This window comes from Pseudomonas sp. zfem002 (assembly GCF_032621685.1).
GTDB classification, from domain to species: domain Bacteria; phylum Pseudomonadota; class Gammaproteobacteria; order Pseudomonadales; family Pseudomonadaceae; genus Aquipseudomonas; species Aquipseudomonas japonica.
Window position 1 is genome coordinate 18,758 of record NZ_JAVYJH010000031.1, and the last position, 21,989, is coordinate 40,746.

Genomic DNA, 21,989 nt, shown 5'->3' on the forward strand with positions numbered 1-21,989 from the left:
CCTATCTGGTAAGTTCGGCGGCTCGCAGTCGCAGGGCCGGCGGTCGCCGGAGATGGAAGCAATCCTGCGCATTGGATCAGATGAGTGAGAGGCGGTCTATTCATGTCCACCGTAGAAAAGCAAAAAGCCGGTCATTCCATGTACGGTGTCGATGCCTATGTGGAGACCAAGGGTGAGGAGTACATGGGCGAGCCCATGAAAAAGCACTTCACCAAACTCCTCGGTGCCTGGAAACAGGACCTGATGACCAGCGTCGATCGCACCGTGGACCACATGAAGGACGAAGCCGCCAACTTCCCCGACCCGGCCGACCGTGCCAGCCAGGAAGAAGAGTTCGCCCTGGAACTGCGCAACCGCGATCGCGAGCGCAAGCTGATCAAGAAAATCGACAAGACCCTGCAGAAGATCATCGACGACGAATACGGCTGGTGTGATGCCTGCGGTGTCGAGATCGGCCTGCGGCGCCTGGAAGCACGTCCGACCGCGGACCTGTGCTTCGACTGCAAGGAACTCGCGGAGAAGAAGGAAAAACAGGTCGGCAAGGCCTGATCCTCACTCCAGCAGAACGGGGCGCTTCCAGCGCCCCGTTTCATTTATACAGTCCGCACAGATCATGACCGACTCCCGCTACATCGGCCGCTTCGCCCCTACTCCCAGTGGTTTCCTGCACTTCGGCTCGCTGGTGGCCGCCCTTGCCTCCTGGCTCGACGCCCGTGCCGTGGGCGGCCGCTGGCTGCTGCGCATGGAAGACATCGATCCGCCACGGGAAGCCCCCGGCGCCCAGGCGGCGATTCTCAGGACCCTGGAAAGCTACGGCCTGGAATGGGATGGCGAGGTGGTCTATCAGCATGACCGTCACGCGGCGTACGCCGAAGTGGTCGAACGCCTGTTCCGCCAGGGCCTGGCCTACGCCTGCACCTGTTCGCGCAAGCAACTGGAGGCCTATGGCGGCATCTATCCGGGACTGTGCCGCAACCTTGGCCACAGCCCGGAAGACGCAGCGATTCGCATACGGGTGCCGGAATTGACCTACGGCTTCGATGACCGCGTCCAAGGGCATTTCCAGCAGCATCTGGGGCGTGAAGTCGGCGACTTCGTCATCCGCCGACGCGACAACCTGTACGCCTACCAACTGGCGGTGGTGCTCGACGACGCCTGGCAAGGCGTGACCGATATCGTCCGCGGTGCCGACCTGCTGGACAACACGCCCCGCCAGTTGTACCTGCAGGAACTGCTGGGCCTGTCACAACCACGCTACCTGCATGTGCCGCTGATCATCCAGCCCGATGGCCACAAGCTGGGCAAGACCTATCGCTCCGCACCGCTGCCGGCGGAACAGGCCACCCCACTGATCCTGCGGGCCCTGCGTGCACTCGGCCAGGACACCGACGCCGGCATGCTCGAAGCCCGGCCCGAGGAGGTCCTGGCCCACGCCGCCCGCCACTGGAATGCTCAAGCGATTGCGCAGCGCCTCACCGTCCCTGAAGCAGATCTGCACTGAGTGCTTGCCGGCGAACAGAAAGGCCAATAGATTCAATCCCTTGGCCCATGACCGCCAGCCCGTTTGCAGGCGTCGGGGCTTCCGTTACCATCACCCGCGTTTTGCGCCAATAATAAGTCCAGTTCGAAGCGCACAAATCCAGTGAGGCCAGCATGTACATCTATCGTTTGGTCCTGCTCCTGGTCGTGGGGATCTACCTGTTCTCCCCGGCCATCATGGACTGGTGGATCGAGCCGACCGGCGCCTGGTATCGCCCTTACCTGCTCTGGCTGATCCTGATCGTCGTGACCTTTATCCTGCAGAGCCAACGTGATGCCGATGAGCTTTAGCCTGACCCAGATGATCCTGATCAGCGCCGCCTACCTGCTGGTGCTGTTCGGCGTGGCCTGGATCAGCGAACGCGGGATGATCCCCCGGGCGATCATCCGCCATCCCCTGACCTACACCCTGTCGCTCGGTGTCTACGCCAGCGCCTGGGCCTTCTATGGCTCGGTCGGCCTGGCCTATCAGTACGGCTACGGCTTCCTCGCCTGCTACCTCGGCGTCTCCGGCGCGTTCCTGCTGGCGCCGGTGCTGCTCTATCCGATTCTCAAGATCACCCGTACCTACCAGCTGTCGTCGCTCGCCGACCTGATCGCTTTCCGTTTCCGCAGCACCTGGGCCGGCGCCCTGACCACGGTGTTCATGCTGATCGGTGTGCTGCCGCTGCTGGCCCTGCAGATCCAGGCAGTAGCCGACTCCATCAGCATTCTCACCGGCGAGCCGGTGAAGAGCCGCGTGGCCCTGGCCTTCTGCGCGATGATCACGCTGTTCACCATCTTCTTCGGCTCGCGGCACATCGCGACCCGCGAAAAACATGAAGGCCTGGTCTTCGCCATCGCCTTCGAGTCGGTGGTCAAGCTCCTGGCGTTGGGTGGGGTCGGTCTGTATGCACTGTACGGTGTGTTCGGCGGCCCGCATCAACTGGAAGTCTGGCTGCTGCAGAACCAGACCGCCCTCGCCGCCCTGCACACGCCGCTGCAGGAAGGTCCGTGGCGCACCCTGCTGCTGGTGTTCTTCGCCTCGGCCATCGTCATGCCGCACATGTACCACATGGCCTTTACCGAGAATCTCAACCCGCGCTCGCTGGTCAGCGCCAGCTGGGGCCTGCCGCTGTTCCTGCTGCTGATGAGCCTGGCCGTGCCGTTGATTCTCTGGGCCGGCCTCAAGCTCGGCGCCAGCACCAATCCGGAGTACTTCACCCTCGGCCTGGGCATCGCCGCCGACAACCAGGCGCTGGCGTTGCTCGCCTACATCGGCGGGCTGTCCGCCGCCAGTGGCCTGATCATCGTCACCACCCTGGCCCTCTCCGGCATGGCCCTGAACCACCTGGTGCTGCCGCTGTACCAGCCCCCCGCCGAAGGCAACATCTACCGCTGGCTGAAGTGGACCCGCCGTGCGCTGATCGTCGCCATCATCGCCGCCGGTTTCGGTTTCTACCTGCTGCTCGGTGCACAACAAGACCTGGCCAACCTCGGCATCGTCGCCTTCGTCGCCACCCTGCAGTTCCTCCCCGGCGTGCTCTCGGTGCTGTACTGGCCGACCGCCAACCGCCGCGGCTTCATCGCCGGCCTGCTCGCCGGCATCACGGTGTGGATGGTGACCATGCTGCTGCCGCTGGTGGGCAACCTGCAGGGCTTCTACATCCCGCTGCTGAACATGATCTACGTGCTGGACGACACCAGTTGGCACATGGCGGCCATCGCCTCGCTGGCGGCCAACGTGCTGTTGTTCACCCTGATTTCCCTGTTCACCAATGCCAGCTCCGAGGAAGTCTCGGCTGCCGAAGCCTGCGCCGTGGACAACGTGCGCCGGCCGCAACGCCGCGAACTGCACGCCGCTTCACCGCAGGAATTCGCCACTCAGCTGGCCAAGCCACTGGGGGCCAAGGCCGCACAGAAGGAAGTCGAACAGGCCCTGCGCGACCTCTACCTGCCTTTCGACGAGCGCCGTCCCTATGCGCTGCGCCGCCTGCGCGATCGCATCGAGGCCAACCTGTCCGGGCTGATGGGGCCGAGCGTGGCCCAGGACATGGTGGAAACCTTCCTGCCCTACAAGTCCGGCAGCGAGAACTACGTCACCGAGGACATCCACTTCATCGAAAGCCGCCTCGAGGACTACCACTCCCGGCTCACCGGCCTCGCCGCCGAACTCGACGCCCTGCGCCGCTATCACCGGCAGACCCTGCAGGAACTGCCGATGGGCGTGTGCTCCCTGGCCAAGGACCAGGAGATCCTCATGTGGAACAAGGCCATGGAGGAACTCACCGGGATTCCCGCCAAGCGCGTGGTCGGTTCGCGCCTGAGCACCATCGTCGAACCCTGGCGCGGCCTGCTGCAGGGTTTCATCAACGTCCCCGACGAACACCTGCACAAGCAGCGCCTGGGTCTCGATGGCCAGACCCGCTGGCTTAACCTGCACAAGGCGGCCATCGACGAACCCCTGGCCCCCGGCAACAGCGGCCTGGTCCTGCTGGTGGAAGATCTCACCGAAACCCAGATGCTCGAAGACAAGCTGGTCCACTCCGAACGCCTGGCCAGTATCGGCCGCCTGGCCGCCGGGGTCGCCCACGAGATCGGCAACCCGGTGACCGGCATTGCCTGCCTGGCGCAGAACCTGCGCGAGGAACGCGAGGACGACGGCGAGATCACCGAGCTGAGCAGCCAGATTCTCGAACAGACCAAGCGCATCTCGCGCATCGTCCAGTCGCTGATGAGCTTCGCCCACGCCGGCAGCCACCAGCACAGCGACGAGCCGGTATGCCTGGCCGAAGTGGCGCAGGATGCCATCGGTCTGCTGGCGTTGAACCGGCGCAATTTCGAAGTACAGTTCTTCAACCTGTGCGATCCCGAACACTGGGTCGAGGGCGATCCGCAACGCCTCGCGCAAGTGCTGATCAACCTGCTCTCCAACGCCCGTGACGCCTCTCCCGCCGGTGCCGCGGTGCGAGTGCGCAGCGAGGCCAGCGAACATACCGTCGACCTGATCGTCGAGGACGAAGGCAGCGGTATCCCGAAAAACATCATGGACCGCCTGTTCGAACCCTTCTTCACCACCAAGGACCCGGGCGAAGGAACGGGGCTGGGGCTCGCTCTGGTCTATTCCATCGTGGAAGAGCATTATGGACAGATCACCATCGACAGCCCGGCCGATACCAAGAGCCAACGTGGCACCCGGATCCGTGTGACCCTGCCACGACATGTCGAAGCGACGTCCGCTGTGAACTGAGACCGTCGAGAGAATTGAATCAATGCCTCATATTCTGATCGTCGAAGACGAAACCATCATCCGCTCCGCCCTGCGCCGCCTGCTCGAGCGCAACCAATACCAGGTCAGCGAGGCCGGCTCGGTGCAGGAAGCCCAGGAGCGATTCAGCATCGCCACCTTCGACCTGATCGTCAGCGACCTGCGCCTGCCCGGCGCCCCCGGTACCGAGCTGATCAAGCTGGGCCAGGGTACGCCGGTGCTGATCATGACCAGCTATGCCAGCCTGCGCTCGGCGGTCGACTCGATGAAAATGGGCGCGGTGGATTACATCGCCAAGCCGTTCGACCACGATGAAATGCTCCAGGCCGTCGCGCGCATCCTGCGTGACCGGCAGAACGCCCCCGCGGCGCCGGCCGAACGCGCCAACGGCAAGACCCCGGTCGCCGACAAGGCCGCTGCCGGCAACGCCAACGGCGAAATCGGCATCATCGGCTCCTGTCCGCCGATGCAGGACCTCTACAGCAAGATCCGCAAGGTCGCCCCCACCGATTCCAACGTGCTGATCCAGGGCGAGTCCGGCACCGGCAAGGAACTGGTGGCCCGTGCCCTGCACAATCTGTCCCGCCGGGCCAAGGCCCCGATGATCTCGGTGAACTGCGCGGCGATTCCGGAAACCCTGATCGAATCCGAACTGTTCGGCCACGAGAAAGGCGCGTTCACCGGTGCCAGCGCCGGTCGTGCCGGTCTGGTGGAAGCCGCGGACGGCGGCACCCTGTTCCTCGACGAGATCGGCGAACTGCCACTCGAGGCCCAGGCCCGTCTGTTGCGCGTGCTGCAGGAAGGTGAAATCCGCCGGGTCGGCTCGGTGCAGTCGCAGAAGGTCGATGTCCGCCTGATCGCCGCGACCCACCGCGACCTGAAGAACCTGGCCAAGGTTGGTCAGTTCCGTGAAGACCTCTACTACCGCCTGCACGTCATCGCCCTCAAGCTGCCCGCCCTGCGCGAGCGCGGCGCCGACGTCAACGAGATCGCCAACGCCTTCCTCGCCCGCCAGGCCGCGCGCATCGGGCGCAACGACCTGAAATTCGCCCACGACGCCGAACAGGCAATCCGCCACTACTCCTGGCCGGGTAACGTGCGCGAACTGGAAAACGCGGTGGAGCGTGCGGTGATTCTCTGCGAGAGCCCGGAAATTTCCGCAGACCTGCTGGGCATCGATATCGAGCTGAGCGATCTGGAGGACGACGAAACCTTCGACAGCCTGCCAGCCGTCAACACTGCGACCAGCAGCACCAGCCACGAACCCACCGAGGACCTGTCGCTGGAGGACTACTTCCAGCACTTCGTCCTCGAACACCAGGACCACATGACCGAGACCGAACTGGCACGCAAGCTCGGCGTCAGCCGCAAGTGCCTGTGGGAACGCCGGCAGCGCCTGGGCATTCCGCGACGCAAGAGCGGCGCCACCAGCGAAAGCTGAGTGGCAGGCTGCGGCATGGTGTCACCCCCAACGGGTAACACCGCGTTTCGGCCAAAAACTGTTACCTCATGATGAGGTCGTAACAGAAACCGGGGCTTACGGTAACGAAATCCCGGTTTTTTTTCGCCCGAAAAACACCCCCGATCTCGCCTAACCCCTTGTTTTACTGGGCTTTGCAAAAGTTGGCACGGCACCTGCTATATGTTCGGTACAAGAACAATAACAAGCACTGCAAAACACAATAAAAATAAGACGAATCGGCTCACGCACAATAAGAACAAGACGGCGGAGGCGCAGCTAACTGATTCTTTTGGAGAGGAGTTGTGTTTGGGGCTTGCCCCACAACCAGGCAGAGAACAACAAAAACTGCACTCTAGCAGAGCCTGAACTGGTTGGATCGAGAGATCATCGCAACATCGGCGACCAAAGCAATCCGTTTGCTCTTGTACTCCCGGGTAGGGAGACAGTCCACCAGCCTCACGGCATTGGGTGGTCAGGGCACTCAACAAAAACAAGAAGCCCGACAAAAAAATAATAAGAGCACGCAACTACTTCTTGGGGAGCTTCGGCTCCCCTTGTAGTTTCCGCCTTTCCGACAATCCCTTCCGCACCGTTTCTCGGGCGCCTACACCCTTTTCCGACTAAATGCTAGAATCCGTGCCCATCATGCGGCCATTCTACGTTTCTGGCCGAAAATTCCTTCAAACAGTGCATCCCATGCTGAAGAAGCTGTTCCAGTCTTTCCGTCCCCCGGCGCGTGTCCAGCACCACAGGCGCACCACGCCCGAGGTGATCAACCATGCGCAACACTCATTGCAGCGCCATCAGTTCAGCCGCCACGCGGTGAATATCGTCGAACGCCTGCAGAGCGCCGGCTACCAGGCCTATCTGGTCGGTGGCTGCGTGCGCGACCTGCTCCTGGGCATCACGCCCAAGGACTTCGACGTCGCCACCAGCGCCACGCCGGAACAGATCCGCGCCGAGTTCCGCAACGCCCGTGTGATTGGCCGGCGCTTCAAGCTGGTCCACGTGCATTTCGGCCGCGAGATCATCGAGGTAGCCACCTTCCGCGCCAACCATCCGGTCGACGAAGAAGAAAACAGTCACCAGTCCTCCCGCAACGAAAGCGGACGGATCCTGCGCGACAACGTCTACGGCACCCTGGAAGACGACGCACAGCGCCGCGATTTCACGATCAACGCGCTGTACTACGATCCGGTCAGCGAGCGCATCCTCGACTACGCCAACGGCGTACACGACATTCGCAACCGCCTGATCCGCCTGATCGGCGACCCGACCCAGCGCTACCAGGAAGACCCGGTGCGCATGCTGCGCGCGGTGCGTTTCGCCGCCAAGCTCAACTTCGGTATCGAGAAGCACACCGTGCTGCCGATCCGCGAACTGGCGCCAATGCTCCGGGAAATTCCCGCGGCGCGCATGTTCGAGGAGTCGCTGAAGCTGTTCCTGTCCGGGCATGCCGCCGACACCTTCGAGATGCTGGTCGACCTGCAGCTGTTCGATCCACTGTTCCCGGCCAGTGCCCAGGCGCTCGAAGACCAGCCGACCTACACCCACACCCTGATCAGCCAGGCGCTGATCAACACCGATCTTCGGGTCAGGCAAGGCAAGCCGGTGACCCCGGCGTTCCTCTTCGCCGCCCTGCTCTGGCCTGCCTTGCCGGCGCGCGCCCTGTACCTGCAGAGCCGCGGCATGCCACCGATCCCGGCGATGAACGAAGCTGCCCACGAGCTGATCTTCGAGCAGTGCCAGCGCATCGCCATTCCGAAGCGCTTCACCCTGCCGATTCGCGAGATCTGGGACATGCAGGAACGCCTGCCACGGCGTAGCGGCAAGCGTGCCGACCTGCTGCTGGACAACCCGCGCTTCCGGGCCGGCTACGACTTCCTCCTGCTGCGCGAAAGCGCCGGCGAGGAAACCGACGACCTCGGCCAGTGGTGGACCGACTACCAGGAATGCAACGAAAGCGAACGCCGCGAGATGATCCGCGAGCTGGGCGGTCGTGACGAAGGCACCGGTGCCGGCCCGCGCAAGCGCAAGCGCAGCCCGGGCAAACGCCGTCGCGCCGATGGCGGTGCAGACGAGTGAGCCTGATGCAGCGTGCCTACATCGGCCTCGGCAGCAACCTGGCCAACCCGCGCGAGCAACTGCACAGTGCCCTCGAAGCCCTGGCGCAGTTGCCCGATACGCAACTGGCGGGCATCTCGTCCTTTTATGCCAGCGACTCGCTGTCCCCTGGCCAGCCACGCTACACCAATGCCGTGGCGGCGCTGGATACCCGTCTCGCGCCCCTGGCCCTGCTCGACGCCCTGCAAGGCATCGAAGCCGACCAGGGTCGCGAACGCAAGGAACGCTGGGGCCCGCGCACGCTGGACCTGGACATGCTGCTCTACGCCGACCGGGTCATCGACGAGCCGCGCCTGAAAGTGCCGCACTACCACATGCATGCCCGCCCGTTCGTGCTCTATCCCCTCGCCGAACTGGTGCCCGAAGACTTCCGTCTGGCGGACCAGCGGCCCCTCGCGCAATTGCTCGCGGACTGCCCGTTCGTCGGTCTGGAACGCCTGTAGCCAGGCGTTCCCCCAGCGGTAACGCCCGTAACACCGCTGACGTAACAATGCGGTAACACGGTAATTGACTTCCCTCCCCGCGCTCACGACTATAGGCGTCCCGTGGCACGCCCGTGCCGTAAACAAGGCGTAACCAGGACCGGAACGGGTTCACCCAAACACCACGCTCGATGATGTGCCGTTCCAGAAGATGAATACATGCGTTGTACGCAGTGGTCTTTCACAGCGCCTGAACGAGGATTGCTTTTCATGCCAGACGTAACCCTGACCACCCTGCAGGCCCTCAAGGCCAAGGGTGAGAAAATCGCCATGCTGACCTGCTACGACGCGACCTTCGCCCAGGTCGCCGCCCGTGCCGGCGTAGAAATCCTGTTGGTAGGCGACTCCCTGGGGATGGTCCTGCAAGGCCACGACAGCACCCTGCCGGTGACCAATGCCGACATGGCCTACCACGTCGCCAGCGTCAAGCGCGGCAACGAAGGCGCGCTGATCCTCGCCGACGTGCCCTTCATGGCCTACTCCACCCCCGAGCAGGCCTTCGCCAACTGCGCCGAGCTGATGCGTGCCGGCGCGCACATGGTCAAGCTCGAAGGCGCCGCCTGGCTCGGCGACACCGTGCGCCAGCTGGCCGATCGCGGCGTACCGGTGTGCGTCCACCTCGGCCTGACCCCGCAGGCGGTCAATATCCTCGGTGGCTACAAGGTCCAGGGGCGTCAGGAAAACCAGGCGCGGCAGATGCGCGCCGACGCCATTGCCCTGGAACAGGCCGGTGCCGCCATGCTCCTGCTCGAATGCGTGCCGAGCGAACTGGCCGCGGAGATCACCCAGGCGGTGGGCATTCCGGTGATCGGCATCGGTGCCGGCAGCGCCACCGACGGCCAGGTACTGGTCATGCACGACATGCTCGGCCTGTCCCTGAGCGGTCGCGCACCGAAGTTCGTGAAGAACTTCATGGCCGGCCAGGCGGACATCCAGAGCGCCTTCCAGGCCTACGTCAAAGAGGTGAAGGACGTCACCTTCCCCGGCAGCGAACATGGGTTCAGCGCATGAATACCGTCAAAACCGTTCTTGAGGTGCGCGCCGCGGTGGCCCGCGCCCGTGGCGAGGGCAAGCGCATCGCCTTCGTGCCGACCATGGGCAACCTGCACAGCGGTCACGCCGCGCTGGTGACCAAGGCCGCGCAGCGCGCCGACTTCGTCGTTGCCAGCATCTTCGTCAACCCGCTGCAGTTCGGCCCCAGCGAAGACCTGGACAAGTATCCGCGCACCCTCGTCGCCGATCAGGAAAAGCTTCTCGAAGCCGGCTGCCACCTGCTGTTCGCCCCCAGTGTCGAGGAGATGTATCCAGACGGCATGGGCGTGCAGACCCGGGTCAGCGTTCCGCAGCTCTCCGAGGGCCTCTGTGGCGCCAGCCGCCCCGGGCATTTCGAAGGCGTGGCGACGGTCGTCAGCAAGCTGTTCAACATGGTCCAGCCGGACCTCGCCGTGTTCGGTCAGAAGGACTTCCAGCAACTGGCGGTGATTCGGGCCATGGTCCGCGACCTGAACATGCCGATCCAGATCATCGGCGAGCCCACGGTGCGCGCCGAAGACGGCCTGGCACTGTCGTCGCGCAACGGTTACCTGAACGCCGAGCAGCGCGCCACCGCGCCCGTGGTGTACCGCACCCTGAGCCAGCTGGCCGAAGCGATCCGCCAGGGTCGCCGCGACTACCCCGCGCTGATTGCCGAAGGCCAGCAGGCACTGGTCGCCGCGGGCCTCAGGCCCGACTACCTGGAAGTCCGCCAGGCGCTCAACCTGCGCAGCGCCACGGACGCCGACCGTGATCTGGTCATCCTGGTCGCGGCCTACCTCGGCAATACCCGCCTGATCGACAACCTGCACCTGAATCTCGACGCCAACTAAGCTCGGAAAACGCCCCCGTGGCCTCACCACGGGACCAGGCCGCAGCGAAATGACATAACTCAATGGCTTTTACCGGCCCGCCGCGAAATAATCCGCGACGGGCCGGTAACGGCTACGTGTTATCCGTGTCCAAGGCAGTTCAAGCAATCAAGGAAACCTGCAGCGATGGCGTATTACCGTACTCCTCATGATGTCACCGCTCTGCCAGCCTGGCAGGCACTCCAGCAACACCGCGAAGCCATGCAGGATTTCAGCATGCGCGAGGCGTTCAACGCCGACCCGCAACGTTTCAACCAGTTTTCCCTGAGCAGTTGCGGCCTGTTCCTCGACTACTCGAAAAACCTGATCAGCAGCGAGACCCGTGACAAGCTGGTTGGCCTGGCCAATGAAGTGGGCCTGAAGGACGCCATCCAGGCCCTGTTCGCCGGCGAGATCGTCAACGCCTCCGAAGGCCGTCCAGCACTGCACACCGCACTGCGCCGGCCCGTGGGCGACAAGCTCAGCGTCAACGGCGTCAACGTGATGCCGGAAGTGCACAAGGTGCTCAACCAGGTCACCGAACTGGTCGGCAAGATCCATGACGGCCTGTGGCGCGGCTACAGCGAGAAGCCGATCACCGACGTGGTCAACATCGGCATCGGCGGCTCCTTCCTCGGCCCGGAACTGGTTTCCGAGGCCCTGCTGCCGTATGCCCAGCGCGGCGTGCGCTGCCACTACCTGGCGAACATCGACGGCAGCGAGTTCCACGAGCTGTCGGCCAATATCCGCGCCGAGACCACCCTGTTCATCGTCTCGTCGAAGTCGTTCAACACCCTGGAAACCCTGAAGAACGCCCAGGCCGCCCGCGCCTGGTACCTGGCCCAGGGCGGTTCGGAAGCCGAGCTGTATCGCCACTTCATCGCCGTCTCCAGCAACAAGGCCGCGGCCGTGGCGTTCGGTATCCGCGAAGAGAACATCTTCCCGATGTGGGACTGGGTCGGTGGACGCTACTCGCTGTGGTCGGCCATCGGTCTGCCGATCGCCCTGGCCATCGGCACCGCCAACTTCAAGGAGCTGCTGTCCGGTGCCTACACCATGGACCAGCATTTCCAGAACGCTTCGTTCGAACAGAACATGCCGGTGCTGCTGGCCCTGCTCGGCGTCTGGTACGGCAATTTCTGGGGCGCGCAGAGCCACGCGATCCTGCCGTACGACCACTACCTGCGCAACATCACCAAGCACCTGCAGCAGCTGGACATGGAGTCCAACGGCAAGCATGTGCGCCAGGACGGCACGCCGGTCAGCCATGACACCGGTCCGGTGATCTGGGGCGGCGTCGGCTGCAACGGCCAGCATGCCTACCACCAGTTGCTGCACCAGGGCACCCAGCTGATCCCGGCCGACTTCATCGTCCCGGTGGTGAGCTTCAACCCGGTCGCCGACCATCACCAGTGGCTGTACGCCAACTGCCTGTCGCAGAGCCAGGCGCTGATGCTCGGCAAGACCCGCGCCGAAGCCGAGGCCGAGCTGCGCGACAAGGGCATGAACGAGGCCGACGTGCAGCGTCTGGCGCCGCACAAGGTGATTCCGGGCAACCGTCCGAGCAACACCCTGGTGGTCGAGCGGATCAGCCCGCGGCGCCTCGGCGCACTGGTGGCGATGTACGAGCACAAGGTCTTCGTGCAGAGCGTGATCTGGGGCATCAACGCCTTCGACCAATGGGGCGTGGAGCTGGGCAAGGAGCTCGGCAAGGGCGTCTACCAACGCCTGATCGGCGGGATCGAGGAGCCGGCCGAAGACGCCTCGACCCAGGGTCTGATCAACTACTTCCGCGGCCGTCACCGCGGCTGACCCCCGGTCGCTGCCCCCGAACATGGCCGGGGGCAGCGTCTACACTGTCCTGACCCGGCGGCCTTCGAACATCACGGCGCAGACCGCTGCGCCGTCGATGAGGGCACGCCGTCCAATAATGACAGGACAGGTTGCGTGCCCATGTTCGATATCAGTCAATTCCCCAAAGCCGATGCCGTCAGCCGTGCCGCCGAACTGAGCCAGGGCGACTACGATCGCCTCTATCGCCAATCCATCGAGCAACCCGAGCAGTTCTGGAGCGAGCAGGCGCGCCGCCTGGACTGGATCAGCCCGTGGAGCACGATCCAGGATTGCGACATTCGCACCGGCAAGGCCATCTGGTTCAAGAACGCCAGGCTCAACGTCAGCTACAACTGCCTCGACCGTCACCTGGAACAACGCGGCGACCAGCCGGCGATCATCTGGGAAGGCGACGACCCGGCCCGCTCCGCCAGCCTCAGCTATCGCCAGGTGCACCAGCAGGTCTGCCGCCTGGCCAACGTCCTCAAACAGCGCGGGGTGAAGAAAGGCGACCGGGTGTGCATCTACATGCCGATGATTCCGGAAGCCGCCTTCGCCATGCTCGCCTGCGCGCGTATCGGCGCGATCCACTCCGTGGTATTCGGCGGTTTCTCGCCGGACGCGCTGCGCGACCGCATTCTCGATGCCGACTGTCGCACCGTGATCACCGCCGACGAAGGCGTGCGCGGCGGCAAGACCATCGCCCTCAAGCAGAATGTCGACAAGGCCCTGGCCAGTTGCCCGAATGTCGCCAGCGTGGTGGTGGTCCGGCGTACCGGTGGCAAGGTCGAGTGGAACGAGTCGCGTGACCTCTGGTACCACGAAGCCATTGCCAGCGTCGGCGACGACTGCCCGCCCGAACCCATGGACGCCGAAGACCCGCTGTTCATCCTCTACACCTCCGGCAGCACCGGCAAACCCAAGGGCGTGCTGCACACCACCGCCGGCTACCTGCTGCAGGCAACCCTGACCTTCAAGGTGGTGTTCGACTACCGCGATGGCGAGGTGTTCTGGTGCAGCGCCGACGTCGGCTGGGTCACCGGTCACAGCTACATCGTCTACGGTCCCCTGGCCAACGGCGCCACCACGCTGATGTTCGAAGGCGTGCCGAACTACCCGGATGCCTCGCGCTTCTGGCAGGTAGTGGACAAGCACAAGGTCAACATCTTCTACACCGCGCCCACTGCCCTGCGCGCGCTGATGCGCGAAGGCGAAGGGCCACTGCAGAGCACCTCGCGGCAAAGCCTGCGCCTGCTCGGCAGCGTCGGCGAACCGATCAACCCGGAAGCCTGGGAGTGGTACTTCAACGCAGTGGGCGAGCAGCGTTGCCCCATCGTCGATACCTGGTGGCAGACCGAGACCGGCGGCATCATGCTCACCCCGCTGATCAGCAACCGGCATATCAAGCCGGGCTGCGCGACCCGGCCGATGTTCGGCGTGCAGCCGGTGCTGCTGGACGAAAAGGGCACGCCGATCGAAGGCGCCGGTGCCGGGCTGCTGGTGATCAAGGCCAGCTGGCCGGCGCAGATCCGCAGTGTCTACGGCGACCATCAGCGCATGATCGACACCTACTTCAAGCCGTTCCCCGGTTACTACTTCACCGGCGATGGCGCCCGTCGCGACGAGCAGGGCGACCTGTGGATAACCGGGCGCATCGATGACGTGATCAACGTTTCCGGGCACCGTATCGGCACCGCCGAGGTGGAGAGCGCACTGGTCCTGCACGACAGCATCGCCGAAGCCGCGGTGGTGGGTTATCCCCATGACGTCAAGGGCCAGGGCATCTATGCCTTCGTGACGCCGATGAAGGGCATCGAGCCGGACGAGCAGCTCCGCCAGGAACTGCTGGCGCTGGTCAGCAAGGAGATCGGCAGCTTCGCCAAGCCCGAGCTGATCCAGTGGGCCCCGGCGCTGCCCAAGACCCGCTCGGGCAAGATCATGCGGCGGATTCTGCGCAAGATTGCCTGCAACGAGCTGGATAACCTGGGGGACACGTCGACCCTGGCCGATCCGGGGGTGGTGCAGGGGTTGATCGATAAGCGGCTGAATAGCTGATAATGGCGGTTCCGGGGCCGCGTTGCGGCCCTTTCGCAGGCAAGATGCCCAACCCCGTAGGAGCAAGGCTTGCCCGCGAAGGGCCGCAACGCGGCCCCCGACCACTGCATGCAAGGTATCCATGGAAGTCCTACGCCGCCGCATCGAAACCCAGCTGATGAGCCTCACCGGCCTGGCCCTCGGCCAGCTCGATCTGGAGAACCCCAAGGGCGACCCCGGCCTGTTCGGCCCGCACAGCGTCAGCTGGCGGGTCCACGGCGATTTCCCCAGCATGCTGGTCGGCGGGATCAGCGCCCTGCTCCTGCAAGCCCTGCATCCGCTGGCCCTGGCCGGCGTCTGGGACCACTCGAACTTCCGCCAGGACATGCTCGGCCGCCTGCGCCGGACCAGCCAGTTCATCTCTGGCACCACCTTCGGCTCGACTCGTGACGCCGACTGGCTGATCGAGCGGGTCAGGACCATCCATCTCCAGGTCGTCGGCACCACCCCGGACGGCCAGCCCTATGCCGCCAGCGACCCGGACTTGCTGACCTGGGTGCATGTGGCCGAAGTCCGCAGTTTTCTCGCCGCCCACCTGCGTTACCGCAACCCGAACCTCAGCGATACCGCGCAGGACGCCTACTACAACGAGATCGCCCTGATCGCCGAACGCCTCGGTGCACGCAATGTGCCGCGCTCGCGCCAGGAAGTGGCGGACTACCTGCGGGGCATGCGCCCGCAACTGTGCTGCGACGAACGCAGCCTGGAAGTGGTGCGGGTACTGCTGGCGGCACCGGCACCGAGCCGCCTGGCACAGCCGGTGGGGAAGCTGATGATGCAGGCAGGAATCGGACTGTTGCCGGACTGGGCCGGGGACATGCTCGGACTGCGACAGAGTCCGATGAAGCAGCGGATGCTGGACCTCGGCATGCAATCGGTCGCCCCGGTGCTGCGCTGGGCCATGCGCGACGGTTCGGCGCATCGGGCGCGACGGCGGATGGGGATCGCCTGATACTTTAAAGGGACCGCTTCGCGGGCAAGCCACGCTCCTACGGACCTCTGTAGGAGCTGGCTTGCCTGCGAAGGATCGCGAAGCGGTCCCAATCCTCCCTCCATCTGTGCCACTATGCGCGAGCCCACCGCAGACTCAACGCCAAAACGAACAATACAGAGGACTCGAGCATGCAAGATGTCGTAATCGTCGCCGCCACCCGGACTGCGGTCGGCAGTTTCCAGGGCGCCCTGGCGAATATCCCCGCCGTCGATCTCGGCGCCGCGGTGATCCGCCAACTCCTGGCCCAGACAGGCATCGACGGCGAACTGGTCGATGAAGTGATCCTCGGCCAGGTACTCACCGCCGGCGCAGGGCAAAACCCTGCCCGCCAGGCCGCGATCAAGGCCGGCCTGCCCCATGCGGTACCCGCCATGACCCTGAACAAGGTCTGCGGCTCCGGACTCAAGGCCCTGCACCTGGCCACCCAGGCCATTCGCTGCGGCGACGCCGAGATCATCATCGCCGGCGGCCAGGAGAACATGAGCCTGGCCAACTACGTCATGCCCGGCGCCCGCACCGGCCTGCGCATGGGCCACGCCAGCCTGATCGACAGCATGATCACCGATGGCCTGTGGGATGCCTTCAACGACTACCACATGGGCATTACCGCGGAGAACCTGGTGGAGAAGTACGGCATCAGCCGCGAAGAGCAGGACGCCTTCGCCGCCGCTTCCCAGCAGAAAGCCGCCGCCGCCATTGAGGCCGGGCGCTTCGTCGATGAAATCACCCCGATCCTGATTCCGCAGCGCAAGGGCGACCCGATCGCCTTCGCCACCGACGAGCAACCACGGGCCGGTACCACTGCCGAAGCCCTGGGCAAGCTCAAGCCGGCATTCAAGAAAGACGGTACCGTTACCGCCGGCAACGCCTCGTCGCTCAACGACGGCGCGGCGGCGGTGATGCTGATGAGCGCGGCCAAGGCTCAGGAGCTGGATCTGCCGGTACTGGCGCGGATCAAGGCCTACGCCAACGCCGGCGTCGACCCGGCGATCATGGGCATCGGTCCGGTCGGCGCCACCCGCCGCTGCCTGGACAAGGCCGGCTGGAGCCTCGACCAGCTCGACCTGATCGAAGCCAACGAAGCCTTCGCCGCCCAGGCCCTGTCGGTCGGCAAGGAACTGGGCTGGGATGCCTCGAAGGTCAACGTCAACGGTGGCGCCATCGCCATCGGCCACCCTATCGGTGCCTCGGGCTGCCGTGTGCTGGTCACCCTGCTGCATGAAATGATCAAGCGCGATGCCAGGAAAGGCCTCGCCACCCTGTGCATCGGCGGCGGTCAGGGCGTGGCCCTGGCGATCGAACGCTGATCGACACGGGAGGGGCCGGCCTGGCCCCTCCCCACCACACAGCTGGTAAACTGCACGCCCGCAACCAAGGCCACGTGCATGTCCTCCTTGAATCAGGCGCTGCGCGCCGCCCTCGACTCCCGCCAATCCCTTCTCGCCGAACTGCATGCCCAGGGCACCGATTGCTATCGCCTGTTCCACGGCAGCCAGGAAGGCGCGCCCGGCCTGACCGCCGACCGCTACGGCCCGCAGTTGCTGGTGCAGAGTTTTCACCAGACGCTGGAGCGCGACGCCCTGCTGGACCTGCACGCGACCATCGAGGCGTTCCTCGGCCAGCCGCTGCTGCTGGTGTACAACGACCGGGCGCGGGGCAACAGCCGCGTCGACCGACATGACGCGGTGTACCAGGCCAGCGAAGCGGCACTGGAGGACATGGTCGGCCACGAGTGGGGCCTGAACTATCGCGTCCGTGGACGCCACGCCGGCCAGGATCCGCTGCTGTTCCTCGACCTGCGCAATGCCCGCGGCTGGGTCAAGCAGCACAGCGCCGGCAAAAGCGTACTGAACCTGTTCGCCTATACCTGCGGCGTCGGCCTCGCCGCCGCGGCCGGTGGCGCGCGCGAGGTGTGCAACCTGGATTTCGCCGAGGGCAACCTGGCCGTGGGTCGCGAGAACGGTGCTCTCAATCCGCAACTGGCGCCGATGAGCTTCGTCCAGTCCGATTACTTCCCGGCGATCCGCCAACTGGCCGGGCTGCCGATCAGCCAGCGGCGCGGGCAGAAACTGCCCTCCTATCCGCGCCTGGAGGCCCGTCAGTTCGACCTGGTGTTCCTCGACCCGCCCGCCTGGGCCAAGAGTGCCTTCGGCACCGTGGACCTGCTGCGCGACTACCAGAGCCTGCTCAAGCCGGCACTGCTGAGCACTGCCGAAGACGGCGTGCTGATCTGCAACAACAACCTGGCCAAGGTGGATATGGACGATTGGCGCGAACAGGTGCTGCGCTGCGCCGAGAAGGCCGGGAGCCCGGTGCGTGAATGGCAGGTGCTGACACCCGCCAGCGACTTCCCTTCGCAGGACAGCCGCCCACCGCTGAAAACCCTGGTATTACATCTCTAGCCCCTGTTCCGGGCAGGTTGTCGGCGCTGGCCGACAGCCATCGGAACTCCAGTAACGTGCCATACTCTAAGCGTCCCGCTCTCTTCACGCAGATGCCGCACATGCCCAAAGGATTGACTCGCGCCATAGGCGCCTTGCTGGTTGCACTGGCCCTGTACAGCCTTCTCGGCTTCTTCATCCTCCCCGGCGTTGCCCTTCGAATTGCCAATCAGCAGCTGGCGCAGTACGCCACCGTCCCGGCACAGGTGCAACGCATCGAACTCAACCCGTTCAGCCTGGAACTCAGCGTCTGGGGTCTGCAGATCGGTGAACCGGGCAAGGAGCAGATCGGTTTCGAAAAGCTCTACGCCAACCTGCAGCTGGACAGCCTGTGGACCGGTGCCCTGCACCTGGAGCAGGTCGAACTGGTGAAACCGCGCACCGAGCTGCTGTTCGCCAAGGACGGGACCTTCAACCTGGCCCAGCTGTTCAAGCTGCCAGCGAGCGAACCCAAGCCCGAAGAACCGGCCAGCGAGCCGTTCCCGCTGCGCATCGGCAGCATCCAGCTCAAGGATGGCTACCTGCACTTCGAGGATGCCCGTCCCAGCGAGCCGATCGAATTCCTCTACGACGCAATGAACCTGGAGCTGAAGAACCTCAGCACCCTGCCCGACGACAACACCGACCTGACCCTGGTCGCCAGCGGCCCCAATGGCGGGCATATCGACTGGAAAGGCAGCTTCAGCCTGTCGCCGATCGCCTCGAAAGGCTCGCTGAAGGTCAGCGACGCCAAGCTGAAGGCGTTCTGGCCCTACGTCCGCGATGCAGTGCCGCTGGTGCTGGAGGACGGCACCTACAACCTGCAGAGCGACTACAACTTCAGCCTCGGCGAACGCACCGAACTGCTGCTGGAGAACACCGCATTGAGCGTGTCGTCCTTCGCCATCAAGGCACCGGATGGCCGCCCACTGGTGCGCCTGGCCAAGCTCGATGTCAGCGAGACCTCCATCGACCTGGCCAAGCAAGTGGTCAGCGTTGGCAAGATCCGCAGCGAAAAGCTGGAAACCTGGGCCGCCCTGGAGTCCGACGGCCAGCTGGACTGGCAGAAGCTTTTCGCCAGCCAGCCGCCCAAGACCACAGCGAAGGAAAAAGCCGAACCGGCCACCGCCGAGCCGACCGAGCAACAGCAGGCCGTCGAGGACAAACCCTGGCAGGTCCTGCTCAAAGACACCCAGGTGCGCAACTACCAGGTCCACCTGGCCGATCGCACGCAGAAGGAACCTGTCACTCTCGAGGTCGGCCCGCTGAACGCCGACCTGCAGAATTTCGACAGCCTGAACAAGTCGCCCTTTACCCTCAAGCTCGACAGCGGCATCGGTAAACAGGGCAAGCTGCAGGCCTCGGGCGAGGTCAACCTGGCACCGGTCTCGGCCAGGCTGAAGGTAAGCACCCAGGACATCGACCTGCGTATCGCCCAGTCCTATATCAGCCCGTTCATCCGTCTCGAACTGCGCAGCGGCATGCTCGGCAGCGACCTCGATGTCGACCTGAAGAGTACCGAGCCGCTGGCCTTCAGCGTCGCCGGCAAGGCCCGGGTCAACCAGTTGCACACCCTCGACACCATCAAGGATCGCGACTTCGTCAAATGGCAGCAGCTCGACCTGGAGGGCGTCGAGTACCGTCATGGCGATGCGCTGAGCATCGCCAGGATCAGCCTGCAACAGCCCTACGCGCGCTTCATGATCAACGAAGACCGCACCACCAACATCGACGACCTGCTGATCCCGCAACCCGCGGACAAAAGCGCCAAGGCCGCGCCGGGCAACGATAAGCCGCTGGGTATCCGCATTGGCCAGATCGATATCAACGACGGCTCGGCCAACTTCGCCGACCTGACCCTGACCCCGAACTTCGCCACGGCCATCCAGCAACTGAACGGCCAGATTGGCACCATCGACAACCGCCAATCGAAGCCGGCCAAGGTGGACATCAAGGGCAAGGTCGACCGCTATGCACCGGTGACTATCAAGGGCGCGCTCAATCCCTTCAACCCGCTGGCCAGCCTGGATATCGCCACCGTCTTCCGTCGTGTCGAGCTGACCACCCTGACCCCTTACTCGGGCAAGTTCGCCGGTTTCCGCATCCGCAAGGGCCGCCTCAACCTGGACCTGCACTACATGATCACCAACGGCCAGCTCAAGGCCGAGAACAAGGTGGTGGTGGAACAGTTGCAACTGGGCGAGAAAGTCGACAGCCCCGATGCCGTGGACCTGCCGATCCGCCTGGCGGTGGCGCTGCTCAAGGACACCGAGGGCAAGATCTCCATCGAACTGCCGGTCAGTGGCGACCTCAACAACCCGCAGTTCAGCGTGATGCCGATCGTCTGGCAGACCCTGCGCAATCTGGTACTGCGCGCAGCCCAGGCCCCGTTCAAGTTCATCGGCGGGTTGATTGCCGGCGGCGGCGCGGAAGACCTGGGCAATGTGGCCTTCGCCCCAGGCTCCAGTGACCTGACCGCGGACGCCCAGGGCGCCCTCGACAAGCTCGCGGCCGCACTGAAGGAACGCCCGGCCCTGCGTCTGGAAATCGAAGGCACCAGCGCCCAGAGCAGCGATGGCCCGCTGATTGCCCAGCAGCGCCTGGAGCGCGAGTACCAGAGCACCTACTACAAGATCCTCCAGCGCCGTGGCGACAAGGTGCCGGCGCAGGCGTCCCTGTTGCAGGTGCCGGAAGACGACAAGCCGGCCATGCTCGAGGGCATCTACCGCACCCGCCTGAAACAGCAGCCGCCGCAGGAATGGGAACAGCTGGACACCCAGCAACGCATCACCAACCTGCGTGACGCGGTGCTCAAGACCTGGGCGGAAAGCAGCGTGCTCCTGCGCCAGCTAGGCCAGGCGCGGGCCAGCAGCATCAAGGACTACCTGGTGGACAAGGGCCAGCTCGCCGATGACCGGGTGTACTTCGTCGATGCCAACCTCGGCCAGGCCGAGTCCGACGGCCGGGTGATCTCCCCCTTGCACCTGGACGCCGAGTAACCGTATCGGCAAAAAGGTGAGCCCCGGCACATGACCGGGGCTCGGGTCGCCCAAGTCCTTTTGGGCTGTCGCATGAACCGTCAGGATCAGCGAGCGGGACAATCCATCAGTTGGTTTTCAGGCCATCAGCCGAAACGGCCTGAACACCTTTGATCTTCTTGGCAATGGCCACTGCCATGTCCTTCTGCGATTCGGTCACGGCCACGTCGGAAGACAGGGACACCACACCTTTGTTGGTTTCGACCTTGATGTCGGTCCCAGGAATGCCTTTCTCGGTAACCAGATCAGCTTTGACCTTGGTGGTGATCCAGGTATCGGAAGTGGCTTCCTTCGCCTTGGTCATTTCACCGGCCGCGAGGGTCAGTGGGGCCTGGGCGGGTTGTTGAGCGAGCGCTACGTTGGCCATGGTCAGGGTCAGCGCGGTAGCGGTGGCAGCAGCAATAGCGAACTTCTTCATACGAGACACTCCTGTTTTTCGAAAAGTCTGCGCCGAGGTTCCTGGCAGCAGGTGTAACAGGGTTATTGCGAACGCTGTGCCAGTTTTTCGCTGAAAATAATTCCTTTAAAAACAATAAGTTAAAGAAATACAAAAGTGACCGGATCGTGCATTTTGCAAGTTACCGCTTTGCTGCGCTTGCAAGATGCAAGTCGTCGTATCAATTCGCGCGCATAAAAAAAGGATCCCGAACAGACTGTGTGAAAACACACTGACAGGCCCTATACCAAACGCCCCGACTTGTTCGGGGCGTTTGTTTTTGTGCTGAAAAAGGCTCTTCAGCCCATCAGTTGCATCATTTGCTTGGCACCCAGGACACTGATCGCCCGCTTGAGGTTGTAAGCGGTCACGGCAAGAGCCATTTCAGCTCTTGTCCCTTCGAGTTGTCGCAGCAGGAAGCGCCCGTTCCCAAATAT

The 21,989-nt window shown here is 64.1% G+C and carries 16 protein-coding genes; 15 read left to right on the plus strand and 1 reads right to left on the minus strand.

Annotated features, from left to right (window positions below; translation table 11 throughout):
- Nucleotides 1–102 precede the first annotated feature (102 nt).
- The 15 genes from dksA (at nucleotide 103) to RTI28_RS27140 (ending at nucleotide 21,077) form a co-directional block, all read left to right on the plus strand.
- Entirely contained in the window at nucleotides 103–549 is a 447-nt protein-coding gene (gene dksA, locus RTI28_RS27070) for an RNA polymerase-binding protein DksA (protein WP_042125775.1), read from the plus strand.
- A 64-nt stretch (nucleotides 550–613) separates the two neighbouring features.
- Nucleotides 614–1,501, plus strand: a complete 888-nt coding sequence (gene gluQRS, locus RTI28_RS27075) for a tRNA glutamyl-Q(34) synthetase GluQRS (protein WP_316923350.1) — start codon at nucleotides 614–616, stop codon at nucleotides 1,499–1,501.
- A 152-nt stretch (nucleotides 1,502–1,653) separates the two neighbouring features.
- Nucleotides 1,654–1,830, plus strand: coding sequence for a hypothetical protein (locus tag RTI28_RS27080; protein ID WP_003250005.1), 177 nt, complete (start codon nucleotides 1,654–1,656; stop codon nucleotides 1,828–1,830).
- On the plus strand, nucleotides 1,814–4,768 hold the full coding sequence (locus RTI28_RS27085) for a sensor histidine kinase (protein ID WP_316923351.1): 2,955 nt from the start codon (nucleotides 1,814–1,816) through the stop codon (nucleotides 4,766–4,768). Before RTI28_RS27080 ends, RTI28_RS27085 begins: the two co-directional genes overlap by 17 nt.
- Before the next feature lie 22 nt (nucleotides 4,769–4,790).
- Nucleotides 4,791–6,227 (plus strand): sigma-54 dependent transcriptional regulator, encoded by a 1,437-nt coding sequence (locus tag RTI28_RS27090; protein WP_316923352.1) that lies wholly within the window; start codon nucleotides 4,791–4,793, stop codon nucleotides 6,225–6,227.
- 717 nt (nucleotides 6,228–6,944) lie between these two features.
- Nucleotides 6,945–8,333 carry a polynucleotide adenylyltransferase PcnB gene (locus tag RTI28_RS27095; RefSeq protein ID WP_316923353.1) on the plus strand — a complete coding sequence of 463 codons (1,389 nt, stop codon included), beginning with the start codon at nucleotides 6,945–6,947 and terminating at the stop codon, nucleotides 8,331–8,333.
- A 5-nt stretch (nucleotides 8,334–8,338) separates the two neighbouring features.
- Entirely contained in the window at nucleotides 8,339–8,815 is a 477-nt protein-coding gene (folK, locus tag RTI28_RS27100; RefSeq protein WP_316923354.1) for a 2-amino-4-hydroxy-6-hydroxymethyldihydropteridine diphosphokinase, read from the plus strand.
- 249 nt (nucleotides 8,816–9,064) lie between these two features.
- Entirely contained in the window at nucleotides 9,065–9,865 is an 801-nt protein-coding gene (gene panB, locus RTI28_RS27105) for a 3-methyl-2-oxobutanoate hydroxymethyltransferase (RefSeq protein WP_042125762.1), read from the plus strand.
- Entirely contained in the window at nucleotides 9,862–10,719 is an 858-nt protein-coding gene (panC, locus tag RTI28_RS27110; RefSeq protein WP_316923355.1) for a pantoate--beta-alanine ligase, read from the plus strand. The genes panB and panC overlap by 4 nt, the downstream gene beginning before the upstream one ends.
- 165 nt (nucleotides 10,720–10,884) lie before the next feature.
- On the plus strand, nucleotides 10,885–12,549 hold the full coding sequence (gene pgi / locus RTI28_RS27115; RefSeq protein WP_316923356.1) for a glucose-6-phosphate isomerase: 1,665 nt from the start codon (nucleotides 10,885–10,887) through the stop codon (nucleotides 12,547–12,549).
- Nucleotides 12,550–12,690: 141 nt separating this feature from the next.
- The gene (gene acs / locus RTI28_RS27120) at nucleotides 12,691–14,625 is read left to right on the plus strand and encodes an acetate--CoA ligase (RefSeq protein ID WP_316923357.1); all 1,935 of its coding nucleotides are present in this window, start codon (nucleotides 12,691–12,693) and stop codon (nucleotides 14,623–14,625) included.
- 121 nt (nucleotides 14,626–14,746) lie between these two features.
- Nucleotides 14,747–15,616 carry an oxygenase MpaB family protein gene (locus RTI28_RS27125; protein ID WP_316923358.1) on the plus strand — a complete coding sequence of 290 codons (870 nt, stop codon included), beginning with the start codon at nucleotides 14,747–14,749 and terminating at the stop codon, nucleotides 15,614–15,616.
- Between the two features lie 170 nt (nucleotides 15,617–15,786).
- Nucleotides 15,787–16,965, plus strand: coding sequence for an acetyl-CoA C-acetyltransferase (locus tag RTI28_RS27130; RefSeq protein ID WP_316923359.1), 1,179 nt, complete (start codon nucleotides 15,787–15,789; stop codon nucleotides 16,963–16,965).
- 78 nt (nucleotides 16,966–17,043) lie between these two features.
- Nucleotides 17,044–18,060, plus strand: a complete 1,017-nt coding sequence (locus tag RTI28_RS27135; RefSeq protein ID WP_316923360.1) for a class I SAM-dependent rRNA methyltransferase — start codon at nucleotides 17,044–17,046, stop codon at nucleotides 18,058–18,060.
- 101 nt (nucleotides 18,061–18,161) lie between these two features.
- Nucleotides 18,162–21,077, plus strand: coding sequence for a DUF748 domain-containing protein (locus tag RTI28_RS27140; RefSeq protein ID WP_316923361.1), 2,916 nt, complete (start codon nucleotides 18,162–18,164; stop codon nucleotides 21,075–21,077).
- A 106-nt stretch (nucleotides 21,078–21,183) separates the two neighbouring features.
- Here the strand turns inward: RTI28_RS27140 and RTI28_RS27145 are convergent, their stop codons facing one another.
- On the minus strand, nucleotides 21,184–21,534 hold the full coding sequence (locus RTI28_RS27145; RefSeq protein WP_316923362.1) for a BON domain-containing protein: 351 nt from the start codon (nucleotides 21,532–21,534) through the stop codon (nucleotides 21,184–21,186).
- Nucleotides 21,535–21,989 lie beyond the last annotated feature (455 nt).

Coding starts and splice junctions, on each gene's coding strand:
- RTI28_RS27130 (WP_316923359.1), top strand. CDS start 15,787: ATGCAAGATGTCGTAATCGTCGCCGCCACCCGGACTGCGGTCGGCAGT.
- gluQRS (WP_316923350.1), top strand. CDS start 614: ATGACCGACTCCCGCTACATCGGCCGCTTCGCCCCTACTCCCAGTGGT.
- folK (WP_316923354.1), top strand. CDS start 8,339: ATGCAGCGTGCCTACATCGGCCTCGGCAGCAACCTGGCCAACCCGCGC.
- RTI28_RS27125 (WP_316923358.1), top strand. CDS start 14,747: ATGGAAGTCCTACGCCGCCGCATCGAAACCCAGCTGATGAGCCTCACC.
- RTI28_RS27080 (WP_003250005.1), top strand. CDS start 1,654: ATGTACATCTATCGTTTGGTCCTGCTCCTGGTCGTGGGGATCTACCTG.
- RTI28_RS27085 (WP_316923351.1), top strand. CDS start 1,814: ATGCCGATGAGCTTTAGCCTGACCCAGATGATCCTGATCAGCGCCGCC.
- panB (WP_042125762.1), top strand. CDS start 9,065: ATGCCAGACGTAACCCTGACCACCCTGCAGGCCCTCAAGGCCAAGGGT.
- RTI28_RS27090 (WP_316923352.1), top strand. CDS start 4,791: ATGCCTCATATTCTGATCGTCGAAGACGAAACCATCATCCGCTCCGCC.
- panC (WP_316923355.1), top strand. CDS start 9,862: ATGAATACCGTCAAAACCGTTCTTGAGGTGCGCGCCGCGGTGGCCCGC.
- RTI28_RS27140 (WP_316923361.1), top strand. CDS start 18,162: ATGCCCAAAGGATTGACTCGCGCCATAGGCGCCTTGCTGGTTGCACTG.
- RTI28_RS27145 (WP_316923362.1), bottom strand. CDS start 21,534: ATGAAGAAGTTCGCTATTGCTGCTGCCACCGCTACCGCGCTGACCCTG.
- RTI28_RS27135 (WP_316923360.1), top strand. CDS start 17,044: ATGTCCTCCTTGAATCAGGCGCTGCGCGCCGCCCTCGACTCCCGCCAA.
- pgi (WP_316923356.1), top strand. CDS start 10,885: ATGGCGTATTACCGTACTCCTCATGATGTCACCGCTCTGCCAGCCTGG.
- dksA (WP_042125775.1), top strand. CDS start 103: ATGTCCACCGTAGAAAAGCAAAAAGCCGGTCATTCCATGTACGGTGTC.
- acs (WP_316923357.1), top strand. CDS start 12,691: ATGTTCGATATCAGTCAATTCCCCAAAGCCGATGCCGTCAGCCGTGCC.
- RTI28_RS27095 (WP_316923353.1), top strand. CDS start 6,945: ATGCTGAAGAAGCTGTTCCAGTCTTTCCGTCCCCCGGCGCGTGTCCAG.